General features: G+C 73.0%; 23 protein-coding genes. 7 read left to right on the plus strand and 16 right to left on the minus strand.

Annotated features, from left to right (window positions below; all coding sequences use genetic code 11):
• Positions 1–63: 63 nt before the first annotated feature.
• The 3 genes from ACFRIC_RS20800 to sigE all read right to left on the minus strand — a co-directional run bounded on the left by ACFRIC_RS20800 (position 64) and on the right by sigE (position 3600).
• The gene (locus ACFRIC_RS20800) at positions 64–1824 is read right to left on the minus strand and encodes a trypsin-like peptidase domain-containing protein (protein ID WP_382787718.1); all 1761 of its coding nucleotides are present in this window, start codon (positions 1822–1824) and stop codon (positions 64–66) included.
• 139 nt (positions 1825–1963) lie between these two features.
• Positions 1964–2905 carry an anti-sigma factor family protein gene (locus ACFRIC_RS20805; RefSeq protein WP_382787720.1) on the minus strand — a complete coding sequence of 314 codons (942 nt, stop codon included), beginning with the start codon at positions 2903–2905 and terminating at the stop codon, positions 1964–1966.
• On the minus strand, positions 2902–3600 hold the full coding sequence (gene sigE / locus ACFRIC_RS20810; protein ID WP_361688844.1) for an RNA polymerase sigma factor SigE: 699 nt from the start codon (positions 3598–3600) through the stop codon (positions 2902–2904). Before sigE ends, ACFRIC_RS20805 begins: the two co-directional genes overlap by 4 nt.
• Positions 3601–3827: 227 nt before the next feature.
• Between sigE and ACFRIC_RS20815 the strand changes: the two genes are divergently transcribed.
• Positions 3828–4529, plus strand: coding sequence for an O-methyltransferase (locus tag ACFRIC_RS20815; RefSeq protein ID WP_382788052.1), 702 nt, complete (start codon positions 3828–3830; stop codon positions 4527–4529).
• 169 nt (positions 4530–4698) lie between these two features.
• On the opposite strand, the gene ACFRIC_RS20820 is transcribed toward ACFRIC_RS20815, so the two are convergent.
• The gene (locus ACFRIC_RS20820; protein ID WP_003966491.1) at positions 4699–4866 is read right to left on the minus strand and encodes a DUF3117 domain-containing protein; all 168 of its coding nucleotides are present in this window, start codon (positions 4864–4866) and stop codon (positions 4699–4701) included.
• Between the two features lie 145 nt (positions 4867–5011).
• Complete coding sequence (locus ACFRIC_RS20825; RefSeq protein ID WP_382787723.1) at positions 5012–5146, minus strand: hypothetical protein; 135 nt, start codon at positions 5144–5146, stop codon at positions 5012–5014.
• 84 nt (positions 5147–5230) lie between these two features.
• Here ACFRIC_RS20825 and ACFRIC_RS20830 point away from each other — a divergent pair, with 84 nt between their 5' ends.
• On the plus strand, positions 5231–6034 hold the full coding sequence (locus ACFRIC_RS20830) for an enoyl-CoA hydratase/isomerase family protein (protein WP_382787725.1): 804 nt from the start codon (positions 5231–5233) through the stop codon (positions 6032–6034).
• A gap of 75 nt (positions 6035–6109) precedes the next feature.
• Here the strand turns inward: ACFRIC_RS20830 and ACFRIC_RS20835 are convergent, their stop codons facing one another.
• On the minus strand, positions 6110–6691 hold the full coding sequence (locus ACFRIC_RS20835; RefSeq protein WP_382787727.1) for a DNA-3-methyladenine glycosylase I: 582 nt from the start codon (positions 6689–6691) through the stop codon (positions 6110–6112).
• Entirely contained in the window at positions 6688–7038 is a 351-nt protein-coding gene (locus ACFRIC_RS20840; protein WP_382787729.1) for a DivIVA domain-containing protein, read from the minus strand. The genes ACFRIC_RS20835 and ACFRIC_RS20840 overlap by 4 nt, the downstream gene beginning before the upstream one ends.
• Positions 7039–7211: 173 nt before the next feature.
• On the opposite strand from ACFRIC_RS20840, the gene folP reads away from it, so the two are divergent.
• Complete coding sequence (folP, locus tag ACFRIC_RS20845) at positions 7212–8072, plus strand: dihydropteroate synthase (RefSeq protein WP_382787731.1); 861 nt, start codon at positions 7212–7214, stop codon at positions 8070–8072.
• 100 nt (positions 8073–8172) lie between these two features.
• On the opposite strand, the gene ACFRIC_RS20850 is transcribed toward folP, so the two are convergent.
• Positions 8173–8931, minus strand: a complete 759-nt coding sequence (locus ACFRIC_RS20850; protein WP_382787733.1) for a TIGR00730 family Rossman fold protein — start codon at positions 8929–8931, stop codon at positions 8173–8175.
• Positions 8932–9079: 148 nt separating this feature from the next.
• Complete coding sequence (gene dapE, locus ACFRIC_RS20855) at positions 9080–10159, minus strand: succinyl-diaminopimelate desuccinylase (RefSeq protein ID WP_382787735.1); 1080 nt, start codon at positions 10157–10159, stop codon at positions 9080–9082.
• 128 nt (positions 10160–10287) lie between these two features.
• On the opposite strand from dapE, the gene ACFRIC_RS20860 reads away from it, so the two are divergent.
• Together ACFRIC_RS20860 and ACFRIC_RS20865 are read left to right on the plus strand one after the other, a co-directional pair.
• Complete coding sequence (locus ACFRIC_RS20860) at positions 10288–11343, plus strand: heavy metal transporter (RefSeq protein ID WP_382787737.1); 1056 nt, start codon at positions 10288–10290, stop codon at positions 11341–11343.
• A 340-nt stretch (positions 11344–11683) separates the two neighbouring features.
• The gene (locus ACFRIC_RS20865) at positions 11684–12160 is read left to right on the plus strand and encodes an ATP-binding protein (RefSeq protein ID WP_382787739.1); all 477 of its coding nucleotides are present in this window, start codon (positions 11684–11686) and stop codon (positions 12158–12160) included.
• A gap of 121 nt (positions 12161–12281) precedes the next feature.
• Here ACFRIC_RS20865 and ACFRIC_RS20870 read toward each other — a convergent pair whose 3' ends face one another.
• Both ACFRIC_RS20870 and fdxA read right to left on the minus strand, forming a co-directional pair.
• Positions 12282–13376: a bifunctional succinyldiaminopimelate transaminase/glutamate-prephenate aminotransferase gene (locus ACFRIC_RS20870; RefSeq protein ID WP_382787741.1), complete on the minus strand. Its 1095-nt coding sequence runs from the start codon at positions 13374–13376 to the stop codon at positions 12282–12284.
• Between the two features lie 156 nt (positions 13377–13532).
• A complete protein-coding gene (gene fdxA / locus ACFRIC_RS20875; protein ID WP_019058397.1) occupies positions 13533–13853 on the minus strand; it encodes a ferredoxin in 321 nt (106 codons plus the stop codon).
• A 141-nt stretch (positions 13854–13994) separates the two neighbouring features.
• On the opposite strand from fdxA, the gene ACFRIC_RS20880 reads away from it, so the two are divergent.
• The gene (locus ACFRIC_RS20880; RefSeq protein ID WP_382787743.1) at positions 13995–15095 is read left to right on the plus strand and encodes a GNAT family N-acetyltransferase; all 1101 of its coding nucleotides are present in this window, start codon (positions 13995–13997) and stop codon (positions 15093–15095) included.
• 17 nt (positions 15096–15112) lie between these two features.
• The gene (locus ACFRIC_RS20885; RefSeq protein WP_382787745.1) at positions 15113–15964 is read left to right on the plus strand and encodes a SirB1 family protein; all 852 of its coding nucleotides are present in this window, start codon (positions 15113–15115) and stop codon (positions 15962–15964) included.
• Positions 15965–15983: 19 nt separating this feature from the next.
• On the opposite strand, the gene ACFRIC_RS20890 is transcribed toward ACFRIC_RS20885, so the two are convergent.
• The 5 genes from ACFRIC_RS20890 to ACFRIC_RS20910 all read right to left on the minus strand — a co-directional run bounded on the left by ACFRIC_RS20890 (position 15984) and on the right by ACFRIC_RS20910 (position 21966).
• Positions 15984–16598 carry a response regulator gene (locus tag ACFRIC_RS20890; protein ID WP_382787747.1) on the minus strand — a complete coding sequence of 205 codons (615 nt, stop codon included), beginning with the start codon at positions 16596–16598 and terminating at the stop codon, positions 15984–15986.
• Positions 16595–17818 carry a sensor histidine kinase gene (locus tag ACFRIC_RS20895; RefSeq protein ID WP_382788054.1) on the minus strand — a complete coding sequence of 408 codons (1224 nt, stop codon included), beginning with the start codon at positions 17816–17818 and terminating at the stop codon, positions 16595–16597. Before ACFRIC_RS20895 ends, ACFRIC_RS20890 begins: the two co-directional genes overlap by 4 nt.
• A 5-nt stretch (positions 17819–17823) precedes the next feature.
• Positions 17824–18564 carry an ABC transporter permease gene (locus tag ACFRIC_RS20900; protein WP_382787749.1) on the minus strand — a complete coding sequence of 247 codons (741 nt, stop codon included), beginning with the start codon at positions 18562–18564 and terminating at the stop codon, positions 17824–17826.
• Positions 18561–19565, minus strand: coding sequence for an ABC transporter ATP-binding protein (locus tag ACFRIC_RS20905; RefSeq protein WP_382787751.1), 1005 nt, complete (start codon positions 19563–19565; stop codon positions 18561–18563). The genes ACFRIC_RS20900 and ACFRIC_RS20905 overlap by 4 nt, the downstream gene beginning before the upstream one ends.
• Positions 19566–19785: 220 nt before the next feature.
• A complete protein-coding gene (locus tag ACFRIC_RS20910; protein WP_382787753.1) occupies positions 19786–21966 on the minus strand; it encodes a hypothetical protein in 2181 nt (726 codons plus the stop codon).
• Positions 21967–22019: the final 53 nt, after the last annotated feature.

The following is a 22019-nucleotide window of genomic DNA, read 5'->3' on the forward strand; positions in this document are numbered from 1 at the left end:
GAGCTGGGACGTCGTGCTCGACTGTGAGGTTCGTGTCACTCGCGGGCCGGACGCCGGCGCCTCTCAGCCGCCGTCCGCCGAACCGAGGACCAGGGTGATCGTCCGGTCCGTGCCGCCCCGCCTGACGGTCAGCCGGAGGTGGTCCCCGGGCCGGTGGGCGCGGGTCTTCACGATGAGTTCCTCACCGGAGTGGACCCGCGTGCCGTCGACCTCGGTGATGACGTCACCGGCCCTGATGCCCGCCTTGGCGCCGGGGCCGCCGGCCGTGACGGGAGCACCGCCCCCGGCGGCCTTCGTGCCGACCCGGGCTCCGTCGCCCGAGTAGTTCATGTCGAGCGTGACACCGATCACAGGGTGGGTGGCCCTGCCGGTGTTGATGAGCTCCTCGGCGACCCGCTTGGCCTGGTTCACGGGGATGGCGAAGCCGAGCCCTATGGAACCCGCCTGGCCGGTCCCCAGGTCGGAGCCGCTGTCGGCGGAACGGATGGCGCTGTTGATGCCGATGACACGGGCCCGGGAGTCGAGCAGCGGGCCGCCCGAGTTGCCGGGGTTGATCGGCGCGTCGGTCTGGAGCGCGTCCACGTACGAGACGTCGCTGCCGTCGCCCTTCTCGCCGCCCGCCGTGATGGGCCGGTCCTTGGCGCTGATGATCCCGGAGGTGACCGTATTGGCGAGGTCGAAGGGCGCGCCGATGGCGACGACGGGGTCGCCGACCTGGACGCTGTCGGAGTTGCCGAGCGGCATCGGGGCCAGGCCGCGGACTCCGGAGACCTTGACCACGGCGAGGTCGTAGCCGCTGTCGTGTCCGACGACCCGGGCCTTCGCGGTCTGGCCGCCGCTGAACGTCACGGTGATCGTGCCGTTGCCGCCGGCGGGGGCGATCACGTGGTTGTTGGTGAGGATGTGTCCCTCGCCGTCGAGCACGAAGCCGGTACCGGTGCCGTCCTCCTCGCTGCCGTGCACGTGCAGGGTGACGACGCTGGGCAGCGCGTGGGCCGCGATCCCGGCGACGCTGTCCGGGGCGCGCCCCGGGGCCTCCTTGGCGGCCTGCGGCAGCTCGATGTCCGTCAGCCCCCCGTTCCGCTCCAGATAGGCCCCCACGACGCCGCCCACGCCGCCGGAGGCCAGCGCGAGCACGACGGCGGCGAGCGTCAGGGACTTCCTCGCCCGCCCGCGCCGCTGCGCCACGGTGGGCACGGCGACACCGGTCTGCTGGAAGGGTCCGCTCCACTGGTGATGCCCGTGCTGCTCCGGGGACCCGGGCGGGACGGCCCAGGGGTCGTAGTTCCGCCAGGGATCGGGGGTGTCGGCCTCGACCGGCTCGACGGGCACGTCGGAGCCGAGCGGGGCCGGAGGGACCGCGGGTTCGGCGGGGTGCTGGACCGGTGGGGCGGACTCGGCCCCGTCCTGGGCGCCGGCTCGGGACACGGGGACAGGGACGGTGGGCGGCCCGGCCTGGGCGGGAACGGGAACGCGCTCGGGCCGCTCCAGCTCGTAGTCGCCCCCGGCGTCACCACCACGGGCCTCTCCCGCCTGCGGCTGCGACTCCTGCGCACTCGACGTGTCGTCGGTGACCGCCCGGGGGGCGTCTCCCCCGTAGGGCTGCGGCTCCGGCGCGCTCGGCGTGGCGCCCGCCTCGTCCGCCCCGTGGGCGCCTTGCGGGTGCGGTGCGGGGGTGGGCGGCTTCGTGTCGGTCGCGGGCGGCGGGGCGGTGGGGTGGGTGGGATGCGGATCTGTGGGGTGAGCCGGTGCGGTGTCCGTTTCCTCGGCCTCGGGCCGGGGTCGACTCCACCACTTCGCCTTCGTGGGCCTGCCCTCGTTCATGCTCTCCCCACACCCGGCCCGCGGCACGACACGCCGACGGCCACCACAAAGTCGTCGCCTCCGCGTCCGTGATCCCTCCCGCGGACGCGGCTCACCCCGGATTCAACCAGGTTCCCGGGCCGACGCGCAGAGGACGGTGTCAGTGGGCGTTACGAGGGGTGGGGGACGGGGACGAAGTGGGAGACGGTGTCGCGGCGGGCGCGGCGAGCAGCCCCGGCGCCCGGGTCGGCGTGAGCGGCTGGACGTCGGTGAGGGGACGTATGAGCGGGGACATCGCGGCGGCACCGGCGACCACCGGTGTCGTCAGTGTGTGCACGGCGTCCTGGGCGCGGCCCGCCGGAGCGGGGACTCCGGGCAGCAGCGGGGCGGACACCGAGGTCGGCGCCACCTGACCGGTCCCGAGCGACCGCTCGCCCTGGGCGAGCAGCGGTCCGGTGGACCGGCGGCGCTGCGACTCGGGGGTCGAGGTCGCGCCCGCGCCCTGGGACCGGGACGGCGTGACGTTGCTCCCGGCGCCGGCTCCTCCACGCGCGTCCGTGTCCCCGGGCATGCCGGTGGTCACGCCGCCGAGCGCGACGGCCGCGAGCGAGACCGCGCCCGCGGCGACGAACGCGAACCGCAGCCCGCGCGACGCGGACCGGTCGGCCTCGTGACGGCTGACGTCGTGGATGCGGAAGCCGCGCCCCGGAGCGGGAGGCAGTACGTCGGCGTGCGGTCCGCCCGGCACGTACCCGAAGGTCCCGCCGCGCAGTCCGAAGCCGCCGGGCAGTCCTGAGCCCGTGGAGCCGCCGGGCAGTCCACCGCCGAAGCTGCCGCCGTTCAGGCGCGGGCTGTCGGAGTCGCCTCCCCCGGGGAGTCCCTGGAGGCGGGCGAGGAAGCTCTCGGAGGGCGGCGGCGGGGCCACTTCCGCGAAGACGTTCTTCAGTCGGCGCTGGGCGTCGGCCTCGGCCTTGCACTTGGCGCAGGTGGCGAGGTGGGCCAGGACGCGGTCGCGCGACTCATGACCGAGCTCTCCGTCCACCAGGGCGGAAAGTCGGTCTCCGAGGTGCTGCTCGGCAGGGGTGGGACGGGTTCCACTCACGCGGTCGCGCCCCCTCCCCCCAGCACGGGCACTCGGGCCGCGAACGAGCGACGCTCGGCGCGGGCCTCGGGAGACCGGTGTGCCAGGGCCTTGCGGAGCTGGGAGCGGCCGCGGTGGATCCGGGAACGGACCGTGCCGAGCTTGACGCCCAGGGTCGCGGCGATCTCCTCGTAGGACAGTCCCTCGATGTCGCAGAGGACGACGGCGGCGCGGAACTCCGGCGCGAGGGTGTCCAGCGCCTGCTGGACGTCGGCGTCGAAGTGCGCGTCGTTGAAGACCTGCTGCGGGGAGGGCTCACGGCTGGGCAGCCGCTCGGCCGCGTCGTCGCCCAGGGCGTCGAAGCGGATGCGCTGCTTGCGCCGCACCATGTCGAGGAAGAGGTTCGTGGTGATGCGGTGGAGCCAGCCCTCGAAGGTGCCGGGCGTATAGGTCGACAGCGAGCGGAAGACGCGGACGAAGACCTCCTGGGTGAGGTCCTCCGCGTCGTGCTGGTTGCCCGTGAGGCGGTAGGCGAGACGGTAGACGCGACCGCTGTGCGTGCTGACGATCTCCTCCCAGGTGGGCGGAGTCCACGCCTGCGCCTCCGCGTCGGTGGTGAACGTCGCGGTCTGCGCGGGGGCAGCAACGGGGAGCTGGTCGGCGTTGTCGGTCACGGATTTCGGCTCACCGGTCGATCTGAGCAGGCGCCGCAGCATTCCTCCCCGATCCACAGGCGCAGCCGCACCTCCCCTGTCGGCTCTGGTGGTGTCCAGTGGAGCCCCTACCATAGCCACCTCGCCCGTTAGCTCCGGATAAGCGGTTTTACGGGAATTTGATACGGGCTCATATGGGTGCGCCGGTGTCCGCCCGCGTCCCCGCTCCGTGTACCGACTCATCGACTTCCCCCCGCTCGGTTCTCCCACCCCTCTAAACGCCCGGTCCCATCCGCAGGTTCCCAGCACCAACGGATACAGTCACGCCCAGGCAACCACGGGGACAGGAGAGGGTCATTACCGGCAACCGGCAGACGAGCTGGGCGGCGTTCGCCGACGCCTTTGTCGCCGAGGACGAGGCGCTGCGCTGGGCCCGGGACCGGGCCCACGAGGTCGGCCTGCGCTCGGTGACACCCGGCACGGGTGCCGCGCTGCGCATGCTCGCCGCCACCCTGGACGCGAAGGCGGTCGCCGAGATCGGTACCGGGACCGGCGTCTCCGGGATTCATCTTCTGCACGGCATGCGGCCGGACGGGGTACTGACCACCGTGGATCCGGAGCCGGAGCGCCAGCAGTTCGCCCGCCAGGCCTTCCGCGCCGCCGGGTTCGCCAGCAACCGGGCGCGCTTCATCCCGGGCCGCGCGCTGGACGTCCTGCCCCGTCTCGCGGACGCCGGATACGACCTGGTGTTCTGCGACGGCGACCGGCTGGAGAGCCTGGACTACCTCGCTGAATCGTTGCGCCTGCTGCGCCCGGGCGGGCTCGTCGCCTTCGAGGGCGTCTTCGCGGACGGCCGCACCGTGGACTCGGGGCCGCAGCCGGTCGAGGTGAGCCGGCTGCGCGAACTGCTGCGCGCGGTGCGCGAGAGCCAGGAGCTGGTGCCCTCCCTGCTGCCGGTGGGCGACGGCCTGCTGTGCGCGGTCAAGCGCTGACCCGCCCGTTCCCGCCGAGCGCCGACCAGCCTGCTCTCGCAGAGCGCTGACCTGCGCTTTCTCGCGCGTCGGGGCTGCGCGGCGGTCTCGTACGACCGTGGAAATGCGGCTTCCCCGGCACCATGTGCGGTACCGGGGAAGCCGAAAGAGCTAAGGGTCGCGTTCCGCGTCAGCCGACGACCTTCTTGAGGGCGTCGCCGAGCGCGTCGGCCTCGTCAGGGGTCAGCTCGACGACGAGCCGACCGCCGCCTTCGAGCGGAACGCGCATGACGATGCCCCGCCCCTCCTTGGTCACCTCGAGCGGGCCATCGCCCGTCCGCGGCTTCATGGCCGCCATGCTCGTTCCCCTTCCTGAAACCAGCTCATCGTCGCCGACGGCCCCCTCGGAGGGCACGCACGTCCTCTCATAGGACACACGTCACCGGCATCGAACACATTGCTTCCAGGCCATTATCTCGCATCTCAGGACCCGATGACCAACATCAGTCGGCATCGCTTGCGCAACGCGCTTGAGCAAAACCACCCAATTCGGCGATGTGGCTGCGATACTGCGCCGCCGCATCGGCCTTCGTGGCACGGAATTCTTTGATGCAGGTCACATGCATGCCCCGCGCCACGGCCGGTGATCTCCGCCATGCTGTCATCGGACACAGGACGTACCGGCCGGTACGACGAGCCGCGACCCCCGGAAGGGACCCACCATGGCCGACACCGTGCTCTACGAGGTGAGCGACGGACTCGCGACGATCACACTGAACCGCCCCGAGGCGATGAACGCGATGAACGTCGAGACCAAGGTCGCCTTCCGGGACGCGGCGCAGGCGGCCGCCGGGGACGACGCCGTACGGGCCATCCTGCTGACCGCGGCCGGTGACCGGGCGTTCTGCGTCGGCCAGGACCTCAAGGAGCACATCGGACTGCTGGCCGCCGACCGGGAGTCGGGGTCGGGCGGGACGATGAGTACCGTCCGCGAGCACTACAACCCCATCGTGCGGGCGCTGGTCGGCGCCGCGAAGCCCGTGGTGGCCGGGGTCAACGGAGTCGCCGCCGGGGCCGGGTTCGGGTTCGCGCTGGCCGCGGACTACCGCGTCGTCGCCGACACGGCCGCCTTCAACACGTCCTTCGCCGGTGTCGCGCTGACCGCCGACTCGGGCATCTCCTGGACGCTGCCGCGGGTGATCGGCCCGAGCCGTGCCGCCGATCTGCTCCTCTTCCCGCGCAGCATCAGCGCCCAGGAGGCGTACGAGCTGGGCATCGCGAACCGGCTGGTTCCGGCCGCCGAGGTGCGGGCCGAGGCGGAGAAGGTGGCGCGGGCCCTGGCCTCCGGGCCGACGCTGGCCTATGCCGCCCTGAAGGAGTCCCTCGCGTTCGGGCTGACCCACTCGCTGGAGGAGACCCTGGAGAAGGAGGACGAGCTCCAGGGGCGGGCCGGTGCCTCCGAGGACCACGCCATCGCGGTCCAGGCGTTCGTGAACAAGGAGAAGCCCAAGTACCTGGGGCGCTGAACCTCCGGGGGTTCGCCGCGGACCGCGCGTGCGGCCCGCGGCGGCCGCCTCCGCGCCCGTGCGGGCGTCACGCGGTCAGCCGGCGTCGCGCACCGCGCAGTCGGCCAGGTGGTCGTTCACCAGGCCGCACGCCTGCATCAGCGCGTACGCCGTCGTCGGGCCCACGAAGCGGATGCCGCGCTTCTTGAGCGCCTTGGACAGCGCGGTCGACTCGTCGGTGACCGCCGGCACGTCGGAGAGGTTCTCGGGGGCCGGACGCGAGGTGTGGTCGGGGGCGAAGGACCAGACGAGCTCGTCCAGCTCGCCCGGGGCCCACGCGGCCAGCACGCGCGCGTTGGCGACGGTCGCCCGGATCTTGGCGCCGTTGCGGATGATCCCCGGGTCGGCGAGCAGGCGCTCCTCGTCGGCCTCCGTGAACATCGCGACCTTGGCGATCTCGAAGTCCGCGAAGGCCGCGCGGAAGCCGGAGCGGCGGCGCAGGATCGTGATCCACGACAGCCCCGACTGGAAGGCCTCCAGGCACAGCCGCTCGTACAGGGCGTCGTCGCCGCGGACGGGCCTGCCCCACTCCTCGTCGTGATACGCCACGTAGTCCTCGGTGGACAGCGCCCAGGGGCAGCGCAGCAGTCCGTCGGGGCCGGCCAGCGCGCCGCTCACCGCTCGTCCTCGGGGTGCTTGCGCAGCGAGGTGGTGCCGCCCGCCGCGCGGGCCCCGGCGAGCGCCGCCTCCAGATCGGCGATCCGGGCGTCCCGCTCGCCGATCTCGGCCCCGAGACGGCCCAGGGCGTCGTCCACGTCCGCCATGCGGTAGCCGCGCACGGTGACGGCGAAACGCAGGGCGTCCACGTCGCCCTTGTGCACAGGGCGGTCGTACGGGAGCGGATCGTGCAGCCGCTCGGGCTCGGCGTCGGGAAGGGGCGCGTTCTCACCGCCGCCCACCACGGACAGGGTCACCGCGGCGACCACGACGGCGAGGGCGACGACCAGGAACAAGAACATGAACATCGCTGAGGTCCCCACGCTCTGAGGCCGGCGCGGGTCGCGTCGGCGCGAAAGTACTGGTGCTGACGAAAGCAGTCTGACGCTGGAAGTGTCAGGCTCCGATCGTGCCATGCGAGTGTGACAGTTAAGGTCGCAGGCGGCTTATCGGTGCGACTGACTGGGAGAGGTCACAGGGGATGCTCAGGCTGGGCAGGCGCGAATTCGACGCGCACGAGCCGGTGATCATGGCGATCGTGAACCGGACCCCGGACTCCTTCTACGACCAGGGGGCCACCTTCCGCGACGAGCCGGCTCTCGCGCGCGTGGAGCAGGCGGTGTCCGAGGGGGCCGCGATCATCGACATCGGCGGGGTCAAGGCCGGTCCGGGCGAGGAGGTCACCGCCGATGAGGAGGCGCGGCGGACGGTCGGCTTCGTCGCCGAGGTGCGCCGCCGCTTCCCGGACGTGGTCATCAGCGTCGACACCTGGCGGCACGAGGTCGGCGAGGCGGTCTGCGAGGCCGGCGCCGACCTGCTGAACGACGCCTGGGGCGGGGTCGATCCCCGGCTGGCCGAGGTGGCCGCCCGGTACGGGGTCGGGCTCGTGTGCACGCACGCCGGGGAGTCCGAGCCGCGCACGCGTCCGCACCGGATCGCCTACGAGGACGTGATGGCCGACATCCTGCGGGTCACGCTCGGCCTGGCGGAGCGGGCGGTCGCCCTCGGTGTGCCGCGCGAGTCGGTGCTCATCGATCCCGGACACGACTTCGGGAAGAACACCCGGCACAGCCTGGAGGCGACGCGGCGGCTCGAGGAGATGGTCTCCACCGGTTGGCCGGTTCTCGTCTCCCTCTCCAACAAGGACTTCGTCGGCGAGACGCTCGACAAGCCGGTCAAGGAGCGGGTCGTCGGGACCCTGGCGACGACCGCGGTCTCGGCGTGGCTGGGGGCGCAGGTGTACCGCGTCCACGAGGTCGCGGAGACCCGTCAGGTGCTGGACATGGTGGCGTCGATCGCCGGGCACCGGCCGCCGGCGGTGGCCCGGCGCGGGCTGGCGTAGCGGACGGGGTGGGGGGTACGGCTGCCGTACCCCCCACCCCCCCCGTGAACGGCTAGGGCGTGTCCGCGTCGCCGGGCAGGCGAGACTTTGCGGACACGACCTAGCGGCCGGCTTCCTTCGACATGAGGGCCACCGCTTCGTCCACGTCGTCGGTCACGTGGAACAGCATCAGGTCCTTCTCCGCCGCCTTGCCCTGGGCGACGAGGGTGTTCCTGAGCCAGTCCACCAGGCCGCCCCAGTACTCCGTGCCGAACAGCACGATGGGGAAGCGGGTGACCTTCTGGGTCTGGACCAGGGTGAGCGCCTCGAAGAGCTCGTCCAGGGTGCCGAGGCCGCCGGGCAGGACCACGAACCCCTGCGCGTACTTGACGAACATCATCTTGCGCACGAAGAAGTAGCGGAAGTTCAGGCCGATGTCGACGTACGGGTTCAGCCCCTGCTCGAAGGGCAGCTCGATGCCGAGGCCGACGGAGATGCCCTTCGCCTCCAGGGCACCCTTGTTCGCCGCCTCCATGGCACCCGGACCGCCACCGGTGATCACCGCGAACCCGGCGTCCACCAGGCCGCGGCCGAGCGCGACCCCCGCCTCGTACTCGGCCGAGTCGACCCGGGTCCGCGCCGAGCCGAACACGCTGATCGCGGCCGGGAGTTCGGCGAGGGTGCCGAAGCCTTCGATGAACTCCGACTGGATGCGCAGAACACGCCAGGGATCGGTGTGCACCCAGTCCGAGGGACCGCCCGCGTCCAGCAGCCGCTGATCCGTGGTGCTCGCCTGCACCTGGTCCCGCCTGCGCAGCACCGGGCCCAGCCGCTGCTCCTCAGGTGGCCGCTTCTTGCCCCTCGGGTCTCCAGTAGCCATGTCCACTCCCTCCGCGTACGGATCTCCCCCGCCCCGGCCGAAACCGGTGCGGGGGAAGGTCGTTCCGCCCCAGCGTAGATCTCCGCTGGTTACGGCGGGGGGACGTGGGCATGTCCGCCGTGAACAGCCGACGGGTACGGGGCGCTCCTCAGGCGGTGAGCCAGTCGCGCAGCCGCTGTTCGCCCGCCAGGATCTTGGCCGTGTCCACGCGCTCGTCCCGCTTGTGGGCCAGGTGCGGATTGCCGGGGCCGTAGTTGACCGCCGGGATGCCGAGACCGCTGAAACGGGAGACGTCCGTCCAGCCGTACTTGGGCTGTGGGGTGCCCCCCACCGCCTCGATGAACGCGGCGGCGGCCGGGTGGGACAGGCCGGGCAGGGCGGCACCGCTGTGGTCGTCGACGACGAACTCCGCCACGCCGCAGTCGGCGAAGACCTCGCGGACGTGCTCGATCGCCTCCTCCTCGGTGCGGTCGGGCGCGTAGCGGAAGTTGACGGTGACGACGCACTCGTCGGGGATGACGTTGCCGGCGACCCCGCCGGAGATGTTCACCGCGTTCAGGCCCTCGCGGTACTCCAGACCGTCGATCACCGGGTAGCGCGGCTCGTACGCGGCCAGCGCGGCCAGGATCGGGGAGGCCGCGTGGATCGCGTTCGAACCCATCCAGCTCCGGGCCGAGTGGGCCCGTTCGCCCTTGGTCTTCAGCAGGACCCGCAGCGTGCCCTGGCAGCCGCCCTCGACCTGTCCGTCGGAGGGCTCCAGGAGGACCGCGAAGTCGCCCCGCAGCCACTCGGGGTGCGCCTCGGCCACGTGCTTCAGCCCGTTCAGATCGGCCGCGACCTCCTCGTTGTCGTAGAAGACGAAGGTGAGGTCCCGGTTCGGCTCGGGGACGGTGGCCGCGATACGGAGCTGGACGGCGACGCCCGACTTCATGTCGCAGGTGCCGCAGCCCCACAGCACGCCGTCCTCGTCGAGGCGGGAGGGCACGTTGCCGGCGATCGGCACGGTGTCGATGTGACCGGCCAGGACGACCCGCTCGGCGCGGCCCAGGTTCGTGCGGGCCACGACGTTGTTGCCGTGGCGGTCGACCGTCAGGTGCGGCAGCGCGCGCAGGGCCGTCTCGACGGCGTCCGCGAGCGGCTTCTCGGCGCCGCTCTCCGAGCGGAAGTCGACGAGCCGGGCGGTGAGCTCCGCCGCGTCCAGGGTGAGGTCAAGAGGGGTGTCGGCCATGGCCTCGACCCTAGCGCGCCCGGTCCTGGGGTACCGAAAGCAGCCGGATGCGGTCGTATCCCCCGGCGCCGCCGACGTTGTCCACAGCCCCAGGGTTCGCCCACAGCGCTCTCCAGTACCTTGTACGCGTGTCTGAGCCGTCCCCCACTCCTGTCCGGCGACGCCGCCGTCGCCTCCTGCGTTACGGCGGGGCCCTCGTGGTCCTCCTCGCGGTCGCCGGTTACCTCGGCGTGCAGTACCTCACCGGCGGCGTGGGCGCGCCGCGGTGCAAGGTCGTCTCCGCGAACGGCGACGGCGCGTCGTACGAGTTCACTCCCGAACAGGCGGTGAACGCGGCGACGATCTCGGCGATCGGCACCTCGCGCGGCATGCCCGAGCGCGCGGTGGCCATCGCCCTCGCGACGGCGCTCCAGGAGTCGGGGCTGCGCAACATCCGGCACGGCGACCGGGACTCCCTCGGTCTGTTCCAGCAGCGCCCGTCGCAGGGCTGGGGCACGGAGAAACAGATCATGGACCCGACGTACGCGGCGGGCATCTTCTACGAACACCTGGCCAAGGTGCCCGGGTACTCCCGGCTGCCGCTGACGGTGGCCGCGCAGCGGGTGCAGCACAGCGGCTTCCCGCAGGCGTACGCCAAGCACGAGCCGGACGCCACGCTGCTCGCCGCCGCCCTGACCGGCCGCGCGGCGGCCACGCTGACCTGTCAGGGGCGCCCGGCCGCGACCACTCCGGCGGGCGGCCCGGAGCCGGTGCGCGCCGCGCTGGCACGGGACTTCGGGCGGGACGTGTTCCAGGAGGCGGGTGCCACGGTGGACGCCGCGGGTTCCTCCGCCGCACCGGCACCGGCCGCGTCGCGGTCCGCGGTCGCCTCGGACTCCCCGGTCTCCACGGCTTCCGCCGCCTCGGCCTCTCCCGCCCCCGTCGCCACAAAGACCGCCGACCGCACGGTGACCGTCCCCGTGCGCGAGGGGTCCGGATCCGGGACCACGGCGCTCCGCCGCGGCTGGGAGGTGGCGCACTGGGCCGTCGCCAACTCCTCGGCCCTGCACATCGACCGGGTGTCGTACGCGGGGCGCGAGTGGACCGCGGGGACCGCGGAGGGCTCGTGGCGCGCGGCCGACGACAAGAGCGGCGCGGAGGCGGAGGACGCCGCCGCCGAGGTCCGGATCGTCACCGGGCAGTAGTGCGGTCCCTCACCCCTGGGGAGGACGCGGACTCCGGGGGCCGGCGATGTGCGCGCGCTTTCGGGCACTCACTCCCCGGCGCGTGGAAACCCTTGGGAGCAAAGGGCCGTGGCGACTCCACGAGCCCTTGGGCCGGGCATCGTTTGCCCGTTTTTATCCACAACCGATAATGCGACGCATTACCAACTCTTTGCGGCGGGCCACCGCAACCTTCGCGGACTTCGAGCGGTAGTCACTGCGTCCGAGCCCGGAACGATCACCTCCCGATCGACCCGGCCGATCGACTCGGCCGATCGGCTCCGGCCGGACGCTTCCCGTTCCCTTCCGTCTAAGGAGCACCATGTCCCTCTCCCTGACCCACCGGATCGCCCGTGTCGCGCTGCTCGTCGCGGCCGGAGCGGCACCCGTGGTCGGCGCGGCCGGCTCCGCGAGCGCGGCCGTCGACCTGCCGGCCGCCCCCGGCCTCGGCGGGCTGACCGCCCTGGACGGGGCGAACGTCAGCCACACCCTCGACGGAGCCACGCACCACGTCACCGGGATCGCCGACACGTCCGGCGGTGCGGCGGTCAAGAAGTCCCTCCCGGCCGCGGGCAAGGCCGGCGGCAAGGCCGCCAAGAAGGCGACGCCCGCCGCGCAGAAGGTGGCCGGTGACGTCGCGGGGCAGGCCGGCGGCCTGCTCGGTGACACCACGAAGGCCGCGTCCGGCGGCGGCCTGCCGACGGACGCCGTCACGAAGGGCGGCCTGCCGACGGACGCCGTGACCAAGGGCGGCCTGCCGACGGGACAGCTCCCGCTGAAGGGCCTGCCGCTCGGCTAGATCCCGCCGCCGGGCCGCGGTCAGCGGTCCGGGCGGGCCGTACGGCCACGGGGGTCCGGGGAACGCGCTTCCCCGGACCCCCGTTCCGCTGTCCACGACGGTGCGCGGCAGGACGGCCGGACTACCGCAGCCGCTCCACGGCCGCCGCCACCCGCTCGTCCGAGGCCGTGAGCGCCACGCGGACGAACCGCTCGCCCGCCTCGCCGTAGAAGTCGCCGGGGGCCACCAGGATGCCCAGCTCGGCCAGGTGGGCCACCGTGGACCAGCAGGACTCGTCCCGGGTCGCCCACAGGTACAGGCTCGCCTCGCTGTGCTCGATCCGGAAGCCGTGGCCCAGGAGGGCGTCGCGCAGGGCGGTGCGGCGGGCCGCGTAGCGCTCGCGCTGCTCCCGGACGTGCGTGTCGTCCGACAGCGCGGCGACCACGGCGGCCTGGGTCGGCGCGGAGGTCATCATGCCGCCGTGCTTGCGGATCGCGAGGAGCTCGCCGAGCACGGCCGGGTCGCCCGCGAGGAACGCGGCGCGGTAGCCGGCCAGGTTCGAGCGCTTGGACAGCGAGTGGACCGAGACGATCCCCTCGTAGGAGCCGCCGCACACGTCGGGGTGCAGCACCGAGACCGGGTCGGCCTCCCAGCCCAGCTCGATGTAGCACTCGTCGGAGAAGACGAGGACACCGTGCTCGCGGGCCCAGGCGACGATCCGGGTGAGCTCCGCGGCGGACAGCACCCTGCCGGTCGGGTTCGACGGGGAGTTCAGCCACAGCAGCTTCAGGCCCGTCGGGTCCAGCTCGGTCGGGTCGTCGTAGACCACGTGCTCCGCCCGCGCGAGCCGCGCGCCGACCTCGTACGTCGGGTAGGCCAGGCGGGGGTAGGCGACCTTGTCTCCGGGGCCGAGGCCGAGCTGGGTCGGCAGCCAGGCGACCAGTTCCTTGGAGCCGACGATCGGCAGGACATGGCGGTGGGTGACGTCCCGCGCGCCGAGCCGTCGCTCCACCCAGCCCGTGAGCGCGTCCCGCAGCTCGGGCGTGCCCCACACCGTGGGATAACCGGGCGAGTCCGCGGCCGCGACCAGAGCTTTCTGGATCAGCTCGGGCACCGGGTCGACCGGCGTGCCGACGGACAGGTCGACGATGCCGCCCGGGTGAGCTGCGGCGGTCGCCTTGAAGGGCTCCAGCTTGTCCCAGGGGAAGACGGGAAGCCGGTCGGAGACTGCGGACACGGGATCAGGCTCACTTTCTCGTACGGACGCCCCGTACACGCGGGTACGGGCCGCGGCACGGACGCTTCACGTGGCGGGCACCGAAACGCCTCGGTCCCGTACGGCGACCGGAGTGATCAGGCCGTACGGGACCGAGGCGGCGCGCATGCGGGCCGCTTACTGGTTCTGCGGCGGCAGCGCGGCGACGAAGGGGTGGTCGCGCTCGATCAGGCCGAGCTTGCTGGCGCCGCCGGGCGAGCCGAGCTCGTCGAAGAACTCGACGTTCGCCTTGTAGTAGTCCTTCCACTCCTCCGGAGTGTCGTCCTCGTAGAAGATCGCCTCGACCGGGCACACCGGCTCACAGGCTCCGCAGTCGACGCATTCGTCCGGGTGGATGTACAAGGACCGGGAGCCCTCGTAGATGCAGTCGACCGGGCACTCCTCGATGCACGCCTTGTCCTTGACGTCGACACAAGGCTGCGCGATGACGTAGGTCACGCTGTCGTTCCTCCTCGATAGGGCGCTGGCGGGCCTGTCGTAGGCTCCGCTGCCTGGCGCGCGGGAGCGCGGCGTAGTCGATGCCCGCCCCTAGTATCTCCGTTCCTGGGCATGATCCGAACAGGAGGGGTGAACTGACCTGTGGAATTCTCTGCAGCCGGCCGCCTGGAGGTCCGCGTCACCGCTGCTGACGTGGGAAAACGTATCTCGGTACGGCGCCTGACCGACGATGGAGACACGGTGGAGAAGTTCACCGATACGGTCGGTGTTCTCACATCATGGGACGACGGTGTGCTGCTGATCACACGGCGGACCGGCGAACAGGTCCGGATCGCGGAGTCCTCCCTGGTCGCGGCCAAGGTCGTGCCGTCCGCCCCGGCCCGTCGCCGCGGCCCCGCCGCGTCCTACCAGGAGCTGGCGCGTGTCGCCGCGCGGGCCTGGCCGCCGGTGGAGAGCGAGCGGCTCGGCGACTGGGAGCTGCGGGCGGCCGGCGGTTTCACCCGGCGCGCCAATTCCGTGCTGCCGCTCGGCGACCCGGGCGTGCCGCTCGACCGTGCGCTCACGTACGTACGGGACTGGTACGCGGCCCGTGACCTGCCCGCCTTCGTCCAGACCGCCACGGGCGCCGAGGGCACGCAGGAACTGCTCTGCGCCGAGCTGGAGGCACGTGGCTGGACGCGCGAGGTGACCGCCGAGCTGTGGACCGGCGCGCTCGCGCCGGTCGCGGACCGGGAGGCACCCGGGGTGACGCTCTCCCGCACGGCCGACGAGGCGTGGCTCGGCCGCTATCAGCGCAAGGGCGTCGGCGAGGTGGCCCTGAAGGTGCTGGGCGGCGGCCCCTCGGTGTGGTTCGCGACGGTTCCCGGTGCCGGGGGCGCGGCTCCGGCGGCGATCGGGCGGTGCGTCGTCGACGGCCGCTGGGCCGGTTTCGCCGCCGTGGAGGTCGATCCCGGCCTGCGCCGCCGCGGCCTCGCCACCGCCGTCATGGCCGCCCTGGCCGGCCGGGCCCTGGAGGAGGGCGCCTCGGCGGCCTGGCTCCAGGTGGAGGCCGACAACGCCGGGGCGCGGGAGCTGTACGCCCGCATGGGCTTCGCCCCGCACCACGCCTACCACCACTACCGGTGGCCGTCCGGCCCGGTCGCACAGGCCGGCCCGGGGAGCGCCGGTGCGGACGCCTCGCCGGGAACGGGCGGCGCGCCGGGCGAGACCGGTGCGGGTGCCGCGCCGTATCGATCGACGTGACCGGGCACGAGTGGGCTATGCGTTCCCCTCAGCCCCCCGGGCCCGGCCGGGCCGACGAGGTACGGCACCGGTTCGCCGACGAGGCGCGGGCCGAGCGGCCCGACCTGGCGGAGCTGTGCCTCCTGGTCGGCGCCGCGGCGGACGGGACCCTGGACGACGCCGGGACGGACGCGGCGCAGATCCTCCTGGACGAGCTGGCGGGCCGGCTGCCCTTCCGGCCGGGCGGCCCCCGGGCCTGGGCGACCGCCCTGGCCGAACTCCTCGGCGGGCGCCTGGGGTACCGGGGCACGCCGGGCGACTACCAGCGGCTGGAGTCCTCCCTGCTGCACGCGGTGCTGCGCCGGCGGCGCGGGCTGCCCATCCTGCTCTCGGTGGTGTGGATGGAGGTCGCGCGGCGGGCCGGGGCGCCGGTGTACGGGGTCGCGCTGCCCGGCCACTTCGTGGTGGGCTTCGGACCGCCCGAGGAGCAGGTGCTCGCGGACCCGTTCGACGGCGGGCGCGTCCTGACCGGCTCCGACGCTCAGCTCCTCGTCGCCGGCGCGACCGGCGCCCCGCTCGACCCGTCGATGCTCGCCCCCGCCGACCCGCTCGACGTCGTCCTGCGCGTCCTGAACAACATCCGGGCCTGGGCCGCCGCGCGGCCGGAGCGCTCCGACGTGGCCCTGTGGTCGGTGGAACTCTCCCTGCTGCTGCCCTCGCACCCGGCGCGGCTGCGCTACGAGCGGGCTCAACTCCTCGTCCAGCGGGGAGACTTCCTGACGGGCGCCGCCGAACTCGACGCCTACGCGGACGTGGTGGCCGCGGTCGACGAACCGGCCGCGTCCCGGGTCCGCCAACAGGCCCACGCGGCACGGGCGATGCTCAACTGAGGCACACCCGCCGCGCCGCTCACAACCAGCCCTTCTCCCGCGCGATCCGTACCGCCTCCGCGCGGTTGCGTACCGCGAGCTTCTGGATCGCGGTCGAGAGGTAGTTGCGGACGGTGCCCTGGGAGAGGTGGAGGGCCTTGGCCAGTTCGGCGTTGGTGGAGCCGTCGGCGGCGACGCGGAGGACCTCGCGTTCGCGGTCGGTCAGGGGGTTGGCGCCCTCGGCGAGCGCGGCCGCCGCCAGGGTGGGGTCGATGACCCGCTCGCCGTCCAGCACCTTGCGTACGGCCGCGGCGAGTTGGGCGGCGGGGGCGTCCTTGACGAGGAAGGCGTCGGCGCCGGACTCCATGGCGCTGCGCAGATAGCCGGGGCGGCCGAAGGTCGTGAGGATGAGCAGCTTGACGCCCGGGAGCTCCTTGTGGACCTCGGCCGCCGCCTCTATGCCCGTCATGCCCGGCATCTCGATGTCGAGGAGCGCCACGTCCACGTCGTGGGCGCGGGCCGCCGCCAGCACCTCGTCGCCGCGCGCGACCTGGGCGACCACCTCGATGTCCGGCTCCAGTCCCAGCAGGGCGGCCAGCGCCTCGCGGACCATCGACTGGTCCTCGGCGAGCAGGACCTTGATCGTGCGGCTCATGCACCGGATCCTACGGGGTCGTCCCCCGCGCCCGCAGGGGCCCGGCCGCCCTCCAGGGGTGCCCGTGCCACCAGCCGGAATCCGTGCCGGACGCGCCCCGCCTCCATCGATCCACCCGCCTTCTCCAGGCGTTCGGTCAGCCCGGTCAGGCCGTTGCCGGGTGCGGCGGACGAGGTGCCGCCCGACCCGTCGTCCTCCACCGAGAGTTCGAGCACGGGACCGTCCAGGGTCTGGCGGCGGACGAGGTGCACGGTGCAGCGCCGGGCGCCGCTGTGCCGTACGACGTTGGTGACCGCCTCGCGCAGCGCCCAGGCCAGCGCGGACTCGGTCTCCTCGGGGACGCCGTCGAGGTCGGGTTCGGCGGGCAGGTCGGCGATCACGTCGGCCGCGGTCAACGCGACCTGGGCACCCGCGAGTTCCCCGGCCAGCCGGGGCCTGCGGTAGCCGGTGACGGCCTCGCGCACGTCGACCAGGGCCTGGCGGCTGACCTGTTCGATGTCGGCGACCTGCTGGGCCGCCTTGTCGGGATGGTCGGGGAGCATCCGCCCGGCCAGCTCGCTCTTCAGCGTGATCAGCGACAGCGAGTGGCCGAGCAGGTCGTGCAGGTCGCGGGCGAGCCGCAGCCGCTCCTCGTTGGCGGCGAGCTGGGCGACGGTGGCCCGCGCCTTGCGCAGCTCCACCGTCGTACGGACCAACTGCCGTACGCCGGTCATCGCGAAGCCGATCAGGACGACGAGCAGGACCAGGTTGCGCGCGTCCTCCTCGCCGCCGTGCAGGCCGACGAGCAGCATCACGACGGCGGTCAGCGGGATCGTCCAGTAGGAGACGCGCAGCGGGAACGTCGTCCCGCAGGCGACCGAGACGTACACGAACAGGCCGAGCCAGGGCGCGCCGAGGGTCAGGCACAGGGCGACGGCCAGCACGCCCAGGGCGAACACCATGAGCGTGACGGCCAGGGTGCCCGTGAAGGCCTTGCCCATGTGCCGGAAGACCAGCGTCAGATAGACGGCGACGAAGGCCGCGAGGCCCACCCAGCCGGCCGCGGTGGCCCCGGGCGTGTGGTCGCCCGAGACGAGGTCGTGGACCGGCGAGCTGAGGAACACCAGCCAGATGACGATCCAGACCGACTTGCGCAGGGCCTCGCGGAGGTTGCGCGGGGACTCCCCCATCCTCACGATCCGGTCCGTGCGGGCCGCGTCGGGCAGCGGGTCTTCCGTCATGGCGTTCACGCCTTCAGCGTGTCCTTCCGGTACAGCCAGGCCGCGCCGCCCGCGAAGAGGGCGAAGGACACGGCGAGGATGGCGACGTCCTTCGCGTGCGGGGCGTTCCCCAGTTCGATGGCCTGCCCCAGGGCAGCGTACGCGTGGGTGGGGAGCCATTTGGCTATGTTCTGGAGCCAGTCGGGGAACGTCGTCGTGGGCATCCACAGGCCGCCGAGCATCGACAGACCGAAGTAGACGATCATCGTGATCGGCCGGACCGCGTCTCCGCTGGCCATGTAGCCGATGGCGACGCCGAGCGCGGCGAAGACCAGGCTGCCGGCCCAGATCACGCCGGTGAGCGCGCCCCACTGCCAGGTGTCCAGACGTACGTCCTTCACCACCGCCGCGACCACGAAGACGATCACGATCGACGGCAGGCTGATCACGGCGGCGCTGGCCGTCTTGGCGAACACGTAACCGCGGCCGGGCAGCGGGGTGAGCCTCAATTGCCGTACCCAGCCGCTCTCCCGCTCCTTGGCGATGCGCTCGCTGTTGCCCATGAGGACGGCGGTCAGGGCGCCGAAGGAGGCCATGGAGACCATGAAGAAGGTCGGCAGGGTCAGTCCGGTGCCGTCGACCTTCGTGGTGCTGTCGGCGCTGCCCGCGATCAGCAGGAACAGGGCCGAGGGGTAGATGACCGAGAAGAACAGGAACTTGCGGTTGCGCAGGGCGCGGGTGATCTCCAGCTTGATGAGACTGTTCACTTGGACGTGGCCCCCTCGGCGGCGGTGCTGGTGCCCTCCTGGGCCCCGGCGGCGGTGAGCGTGGCCTCTTCGGCCTCGGTGATGGCGACGAAGGCCTGCTCCAGACCGAGCCCGGCGACTTCGAGGTTGCGGGGGTAGACGCCGAGCCCGTACAGCGCGTGGACGGTGGCGTCGGCGTCGGAGGACTGGATGCGGACGGTCTGCCCGGACCCCGCGGCGGAGCCGTTCGTGGACACCGTGACCGAGGTGAGGAAGGGCAGCGCGCGCAGCGCGGCCTCGTCGACCGGGCCCTCCAGGTCGAAGGAGACGCGGCGCGCTCCCGCCTTGGCCTTGATCTCGGCGGCGGTGCCGTCGGCCAGCAGCCGTCCGCGGTGCAGGACGAGCACGCGGTCGGCGATGGCGTCGGCCTCTTCCAGGTAGTGCGTGGCGAACAGGACCGTACGGCCCTGGTCGGCCTGTTCGCGCATGGTGGCCCAGAAGGCCTGCCGGGCGGAGACGTCCATGCCGGTGGTGGGCTCGTCCAGGACGATGAGGTCGCTGTCGCCGGCCGTGGCGAGGGCGAAGCGGACGCGCTGCGCCTGGCCGCCGGAGAGCTTGTTGACCTTGCGGTCGGCGATCTGGGCGATGCCCGCGCGGGCGAGGACCTCGCTCGCCGGGTACGGCCTCGGGTGCAGGTCGCAGGCGAGCTTGACCAGTTCACCGACGGTGACCTCGTCCATCAGCCCGCCGCTCTGGAGCATGGCGCCCACCCGGCCGGCGACGATCGCCTCGCGCGGGCCGGTGCCGAACACCCGCACGGTGCCGCTGTCGGCGTTCTTGAGGCCGAGCAGCAGGTCGAGCGTGGTCGACTTGCCCGCGCCGTTGGGGCCCAGCAGGGCGACGGTCTCACCCGGGTGGAGTTCGAGCGTCAGTCCGTCCACGGCCCGGACGTTCCCGTAGCTCTTGGTCACCGATTCGAACCGGACCACCGATGTGGTGGTGGTCGCCGCAGTCGTTGTCATGCCGTCCATCGTGGTCGACAGGGGGGAGCGCGCGGCAGTGTGGTGTGTCCTGAGCGGCGGATGACAGATGTCATACGGCGGCCCGAACCACCGTCATGTCCGCCCGGACCGGGTCGGGCGGACCGCCGCGGACGCCGCCGGGTCGGCGGGCCCGGACGACGCGAGGGCGCCCGGCCGGTTGAGTTCCGGCCGGGCGCCCTCGACGGGTGGGCTATGCCCCTCAGGTGGGGTTCGTGGAGATGGTGATGATGCGGTCGGCGGCCGTCTTCCCGACGAGCGCCCTGCCGACGGCCGAGGCGACGTCCTGCGGGCTGACGGCCTTCTGGCTGCCGTCGCCCTTGGTGATCGTCACCCCGTCGAAGGCGTGCCCGTACAGCTCCTCGAGCGCCTTGAGGTCGTAGTGCTCGACGAGCTTGCCCTGGATCGGCTGGACGCTCAGGAACTTCCAGATGGACTTCTGCGGGCTGAAGGAGACCGCGTGGGCCGCGTCCGTCCGGACGGTGATGTTCGCGGACATGGCGACGTTCGCGAACGTCGACATCTTCCGGTCCACCTCGGCCTTGCTGATCGTCGGCTGGCGGGTCGTGGTGGCGACCTTCACCGGCGCGGCCGTGTTGCTCTCCACCTGGGCGCGGTACGCGTCCTGGACGGCCTGCAGCGAGGGTTCGACGTCGATGCCCTTGCCGGCCTTGCCGTAGACCGGGACGGCCTTGCCGGCCTGGAACTTGATCGTGCCGTCGCTCGCCGAACCCGAGCCGCTCGCGGCGCGCTCCAGGGCGGCCTGCAGCTTCTCCTTGTCGACCGGCATGACGGGGTCCACCACACGCCCCTGCCCGAACAGCGAGCCGATCACGGAGATCGGGTTGTAGTCGCTGGTGGCGGCGGCACGGACGGTGGCCTGGCTGTCGAGCTGGAGTCCGGCCTGGTCGGGCTTGAGCTGGACCGTGTCACCGTCGACGGACAGCGTGAGCGGCTTGTTCATGCGGGTGCCGAGGGCGTCGTCGAGCTTCTGGACGGCGTCGTCGCGGGTGCCGCCGCCGATGTCGACGCCGAGCACGGTGGTGCCCTTGGGCACGTCCGAGTGGTTCATGAGCAGGCCGGCGCCGTAGGCACCGCCGACGAGGACCACGACGAGGACGCCGAGCAGCGCGGGCTTGTTGCGGCCCTTCTTCTTCGCCGGCTTCGCGGGGGCGGAGGGCTGCCGCACGGGCTCGGGGAGCTTCGGCGGGGTGTGCGACCGGGCGCCCTCGGGCTCCCCGTCGTAGGCGAAGTTCTGGCTGGGCGACACGACGGGCATGCCGCTGGTCAGCGTGTGTCCGGAGACGTTGTCCGCGGGGGCGCCGTAGGCACCGGGGCCCGGGTCGGGCGCCGGCTTCTGCGGGGTGAGGATCGCGGTGTCGTCGCTGAGACCGCCGCTGAGGCCGCCGCGCGCGCCGGAGTATCCCGCGCCGGTGTTGCGGTTGCCGGCGGCCGGGTCGGGCCGGGCGGCCAGGCTGCCGGGGGCCGCGCCCGCGCCGGCCGGGGGCCGCAGCGGGCCGTCTCCGGTGGCGGGACCGCCGGTGGGACCGGCCGGGCCGCCGCGGCCGCTCTCGGAGAAGTACGGGAGGTCGTCGCGGCGCGGTTCGCCGGATCCCGCGGGCGTGCTGGACGCGCCGGGCGTGCCGTTCGCGCCGGGTGACCCGATGGCCGGGAACGAGCCGGTGTCGCGCAGTGCCCCGGAGACGTCGAAGGAGCCGGTGCCGCCGCCGTGACCGGGGGCCACGGGTCCGGCGCCGGTGGCGCCGGGGAGCGGGGCACCGTTCGTGCCGCCGGGCCGTCCGCCGGTGATGCCCAGCGGACCCGCCCCGGTGGACGGCGCCGGCCGTCCCGTGGCGGGCGTGGGCCCGGCGGGCAGGGCGCCGGCGGGAGCCGAACCGCCCGGCAGGCCCGCGCCGTTGGTCGAGCCGCCCTTGGGGGGCGTGCCGGCCCTGCGGGGCGCGAACCAGTCGCTCGTCTTCTCCTCGGCGGGCGCGCTCTGTTCCACGGGCGCGGTCGCGGGGGCGGACGGGGCCGCGGCGGTGGCCGCCGGACCGGAGGCGACCGCGGGCGAACTCGTGCCCTGCGGTGCCGGTGTGGCGCCTCCCGCGCTCTCGCCGCTGTCGGGCGAGGCGTCGGTGTCGGCGACGGGTGTACGGACGACCACGGGCGGGATGGGCCGCGATCCGGGGATGTTGATCCGGATCCGTGTCGTCAGCGTTGTCTCGGTCTTGCGCTCCTCCGTCGGCTTGCCGGCGGCCGAACGGCCCGCGTCGGCACCGTTCTCGGAAGCCGTGGGGGTGCCGTACGGCGGCGTCCCCGACGGGTACGCGGCTCCACCGCGCCCGTTGGGCCCGGAGGACGAACTGTCAGTTTCACGACTCAAGGCAGGTTCTCCCGGTTGGCTCCGCCGCCCGTTTACTCGACCTCATCTCGGGC

Source organism: Streptomyces sp. NPDC056738 (assembly GCF_042790435.1).
In the GTDB taxonomy this organism is placed as follows: Bacteria; Actinomycetota; Actinomycetes; order Streptomycetales; family Streptomycetaceae; genus Streptomyces.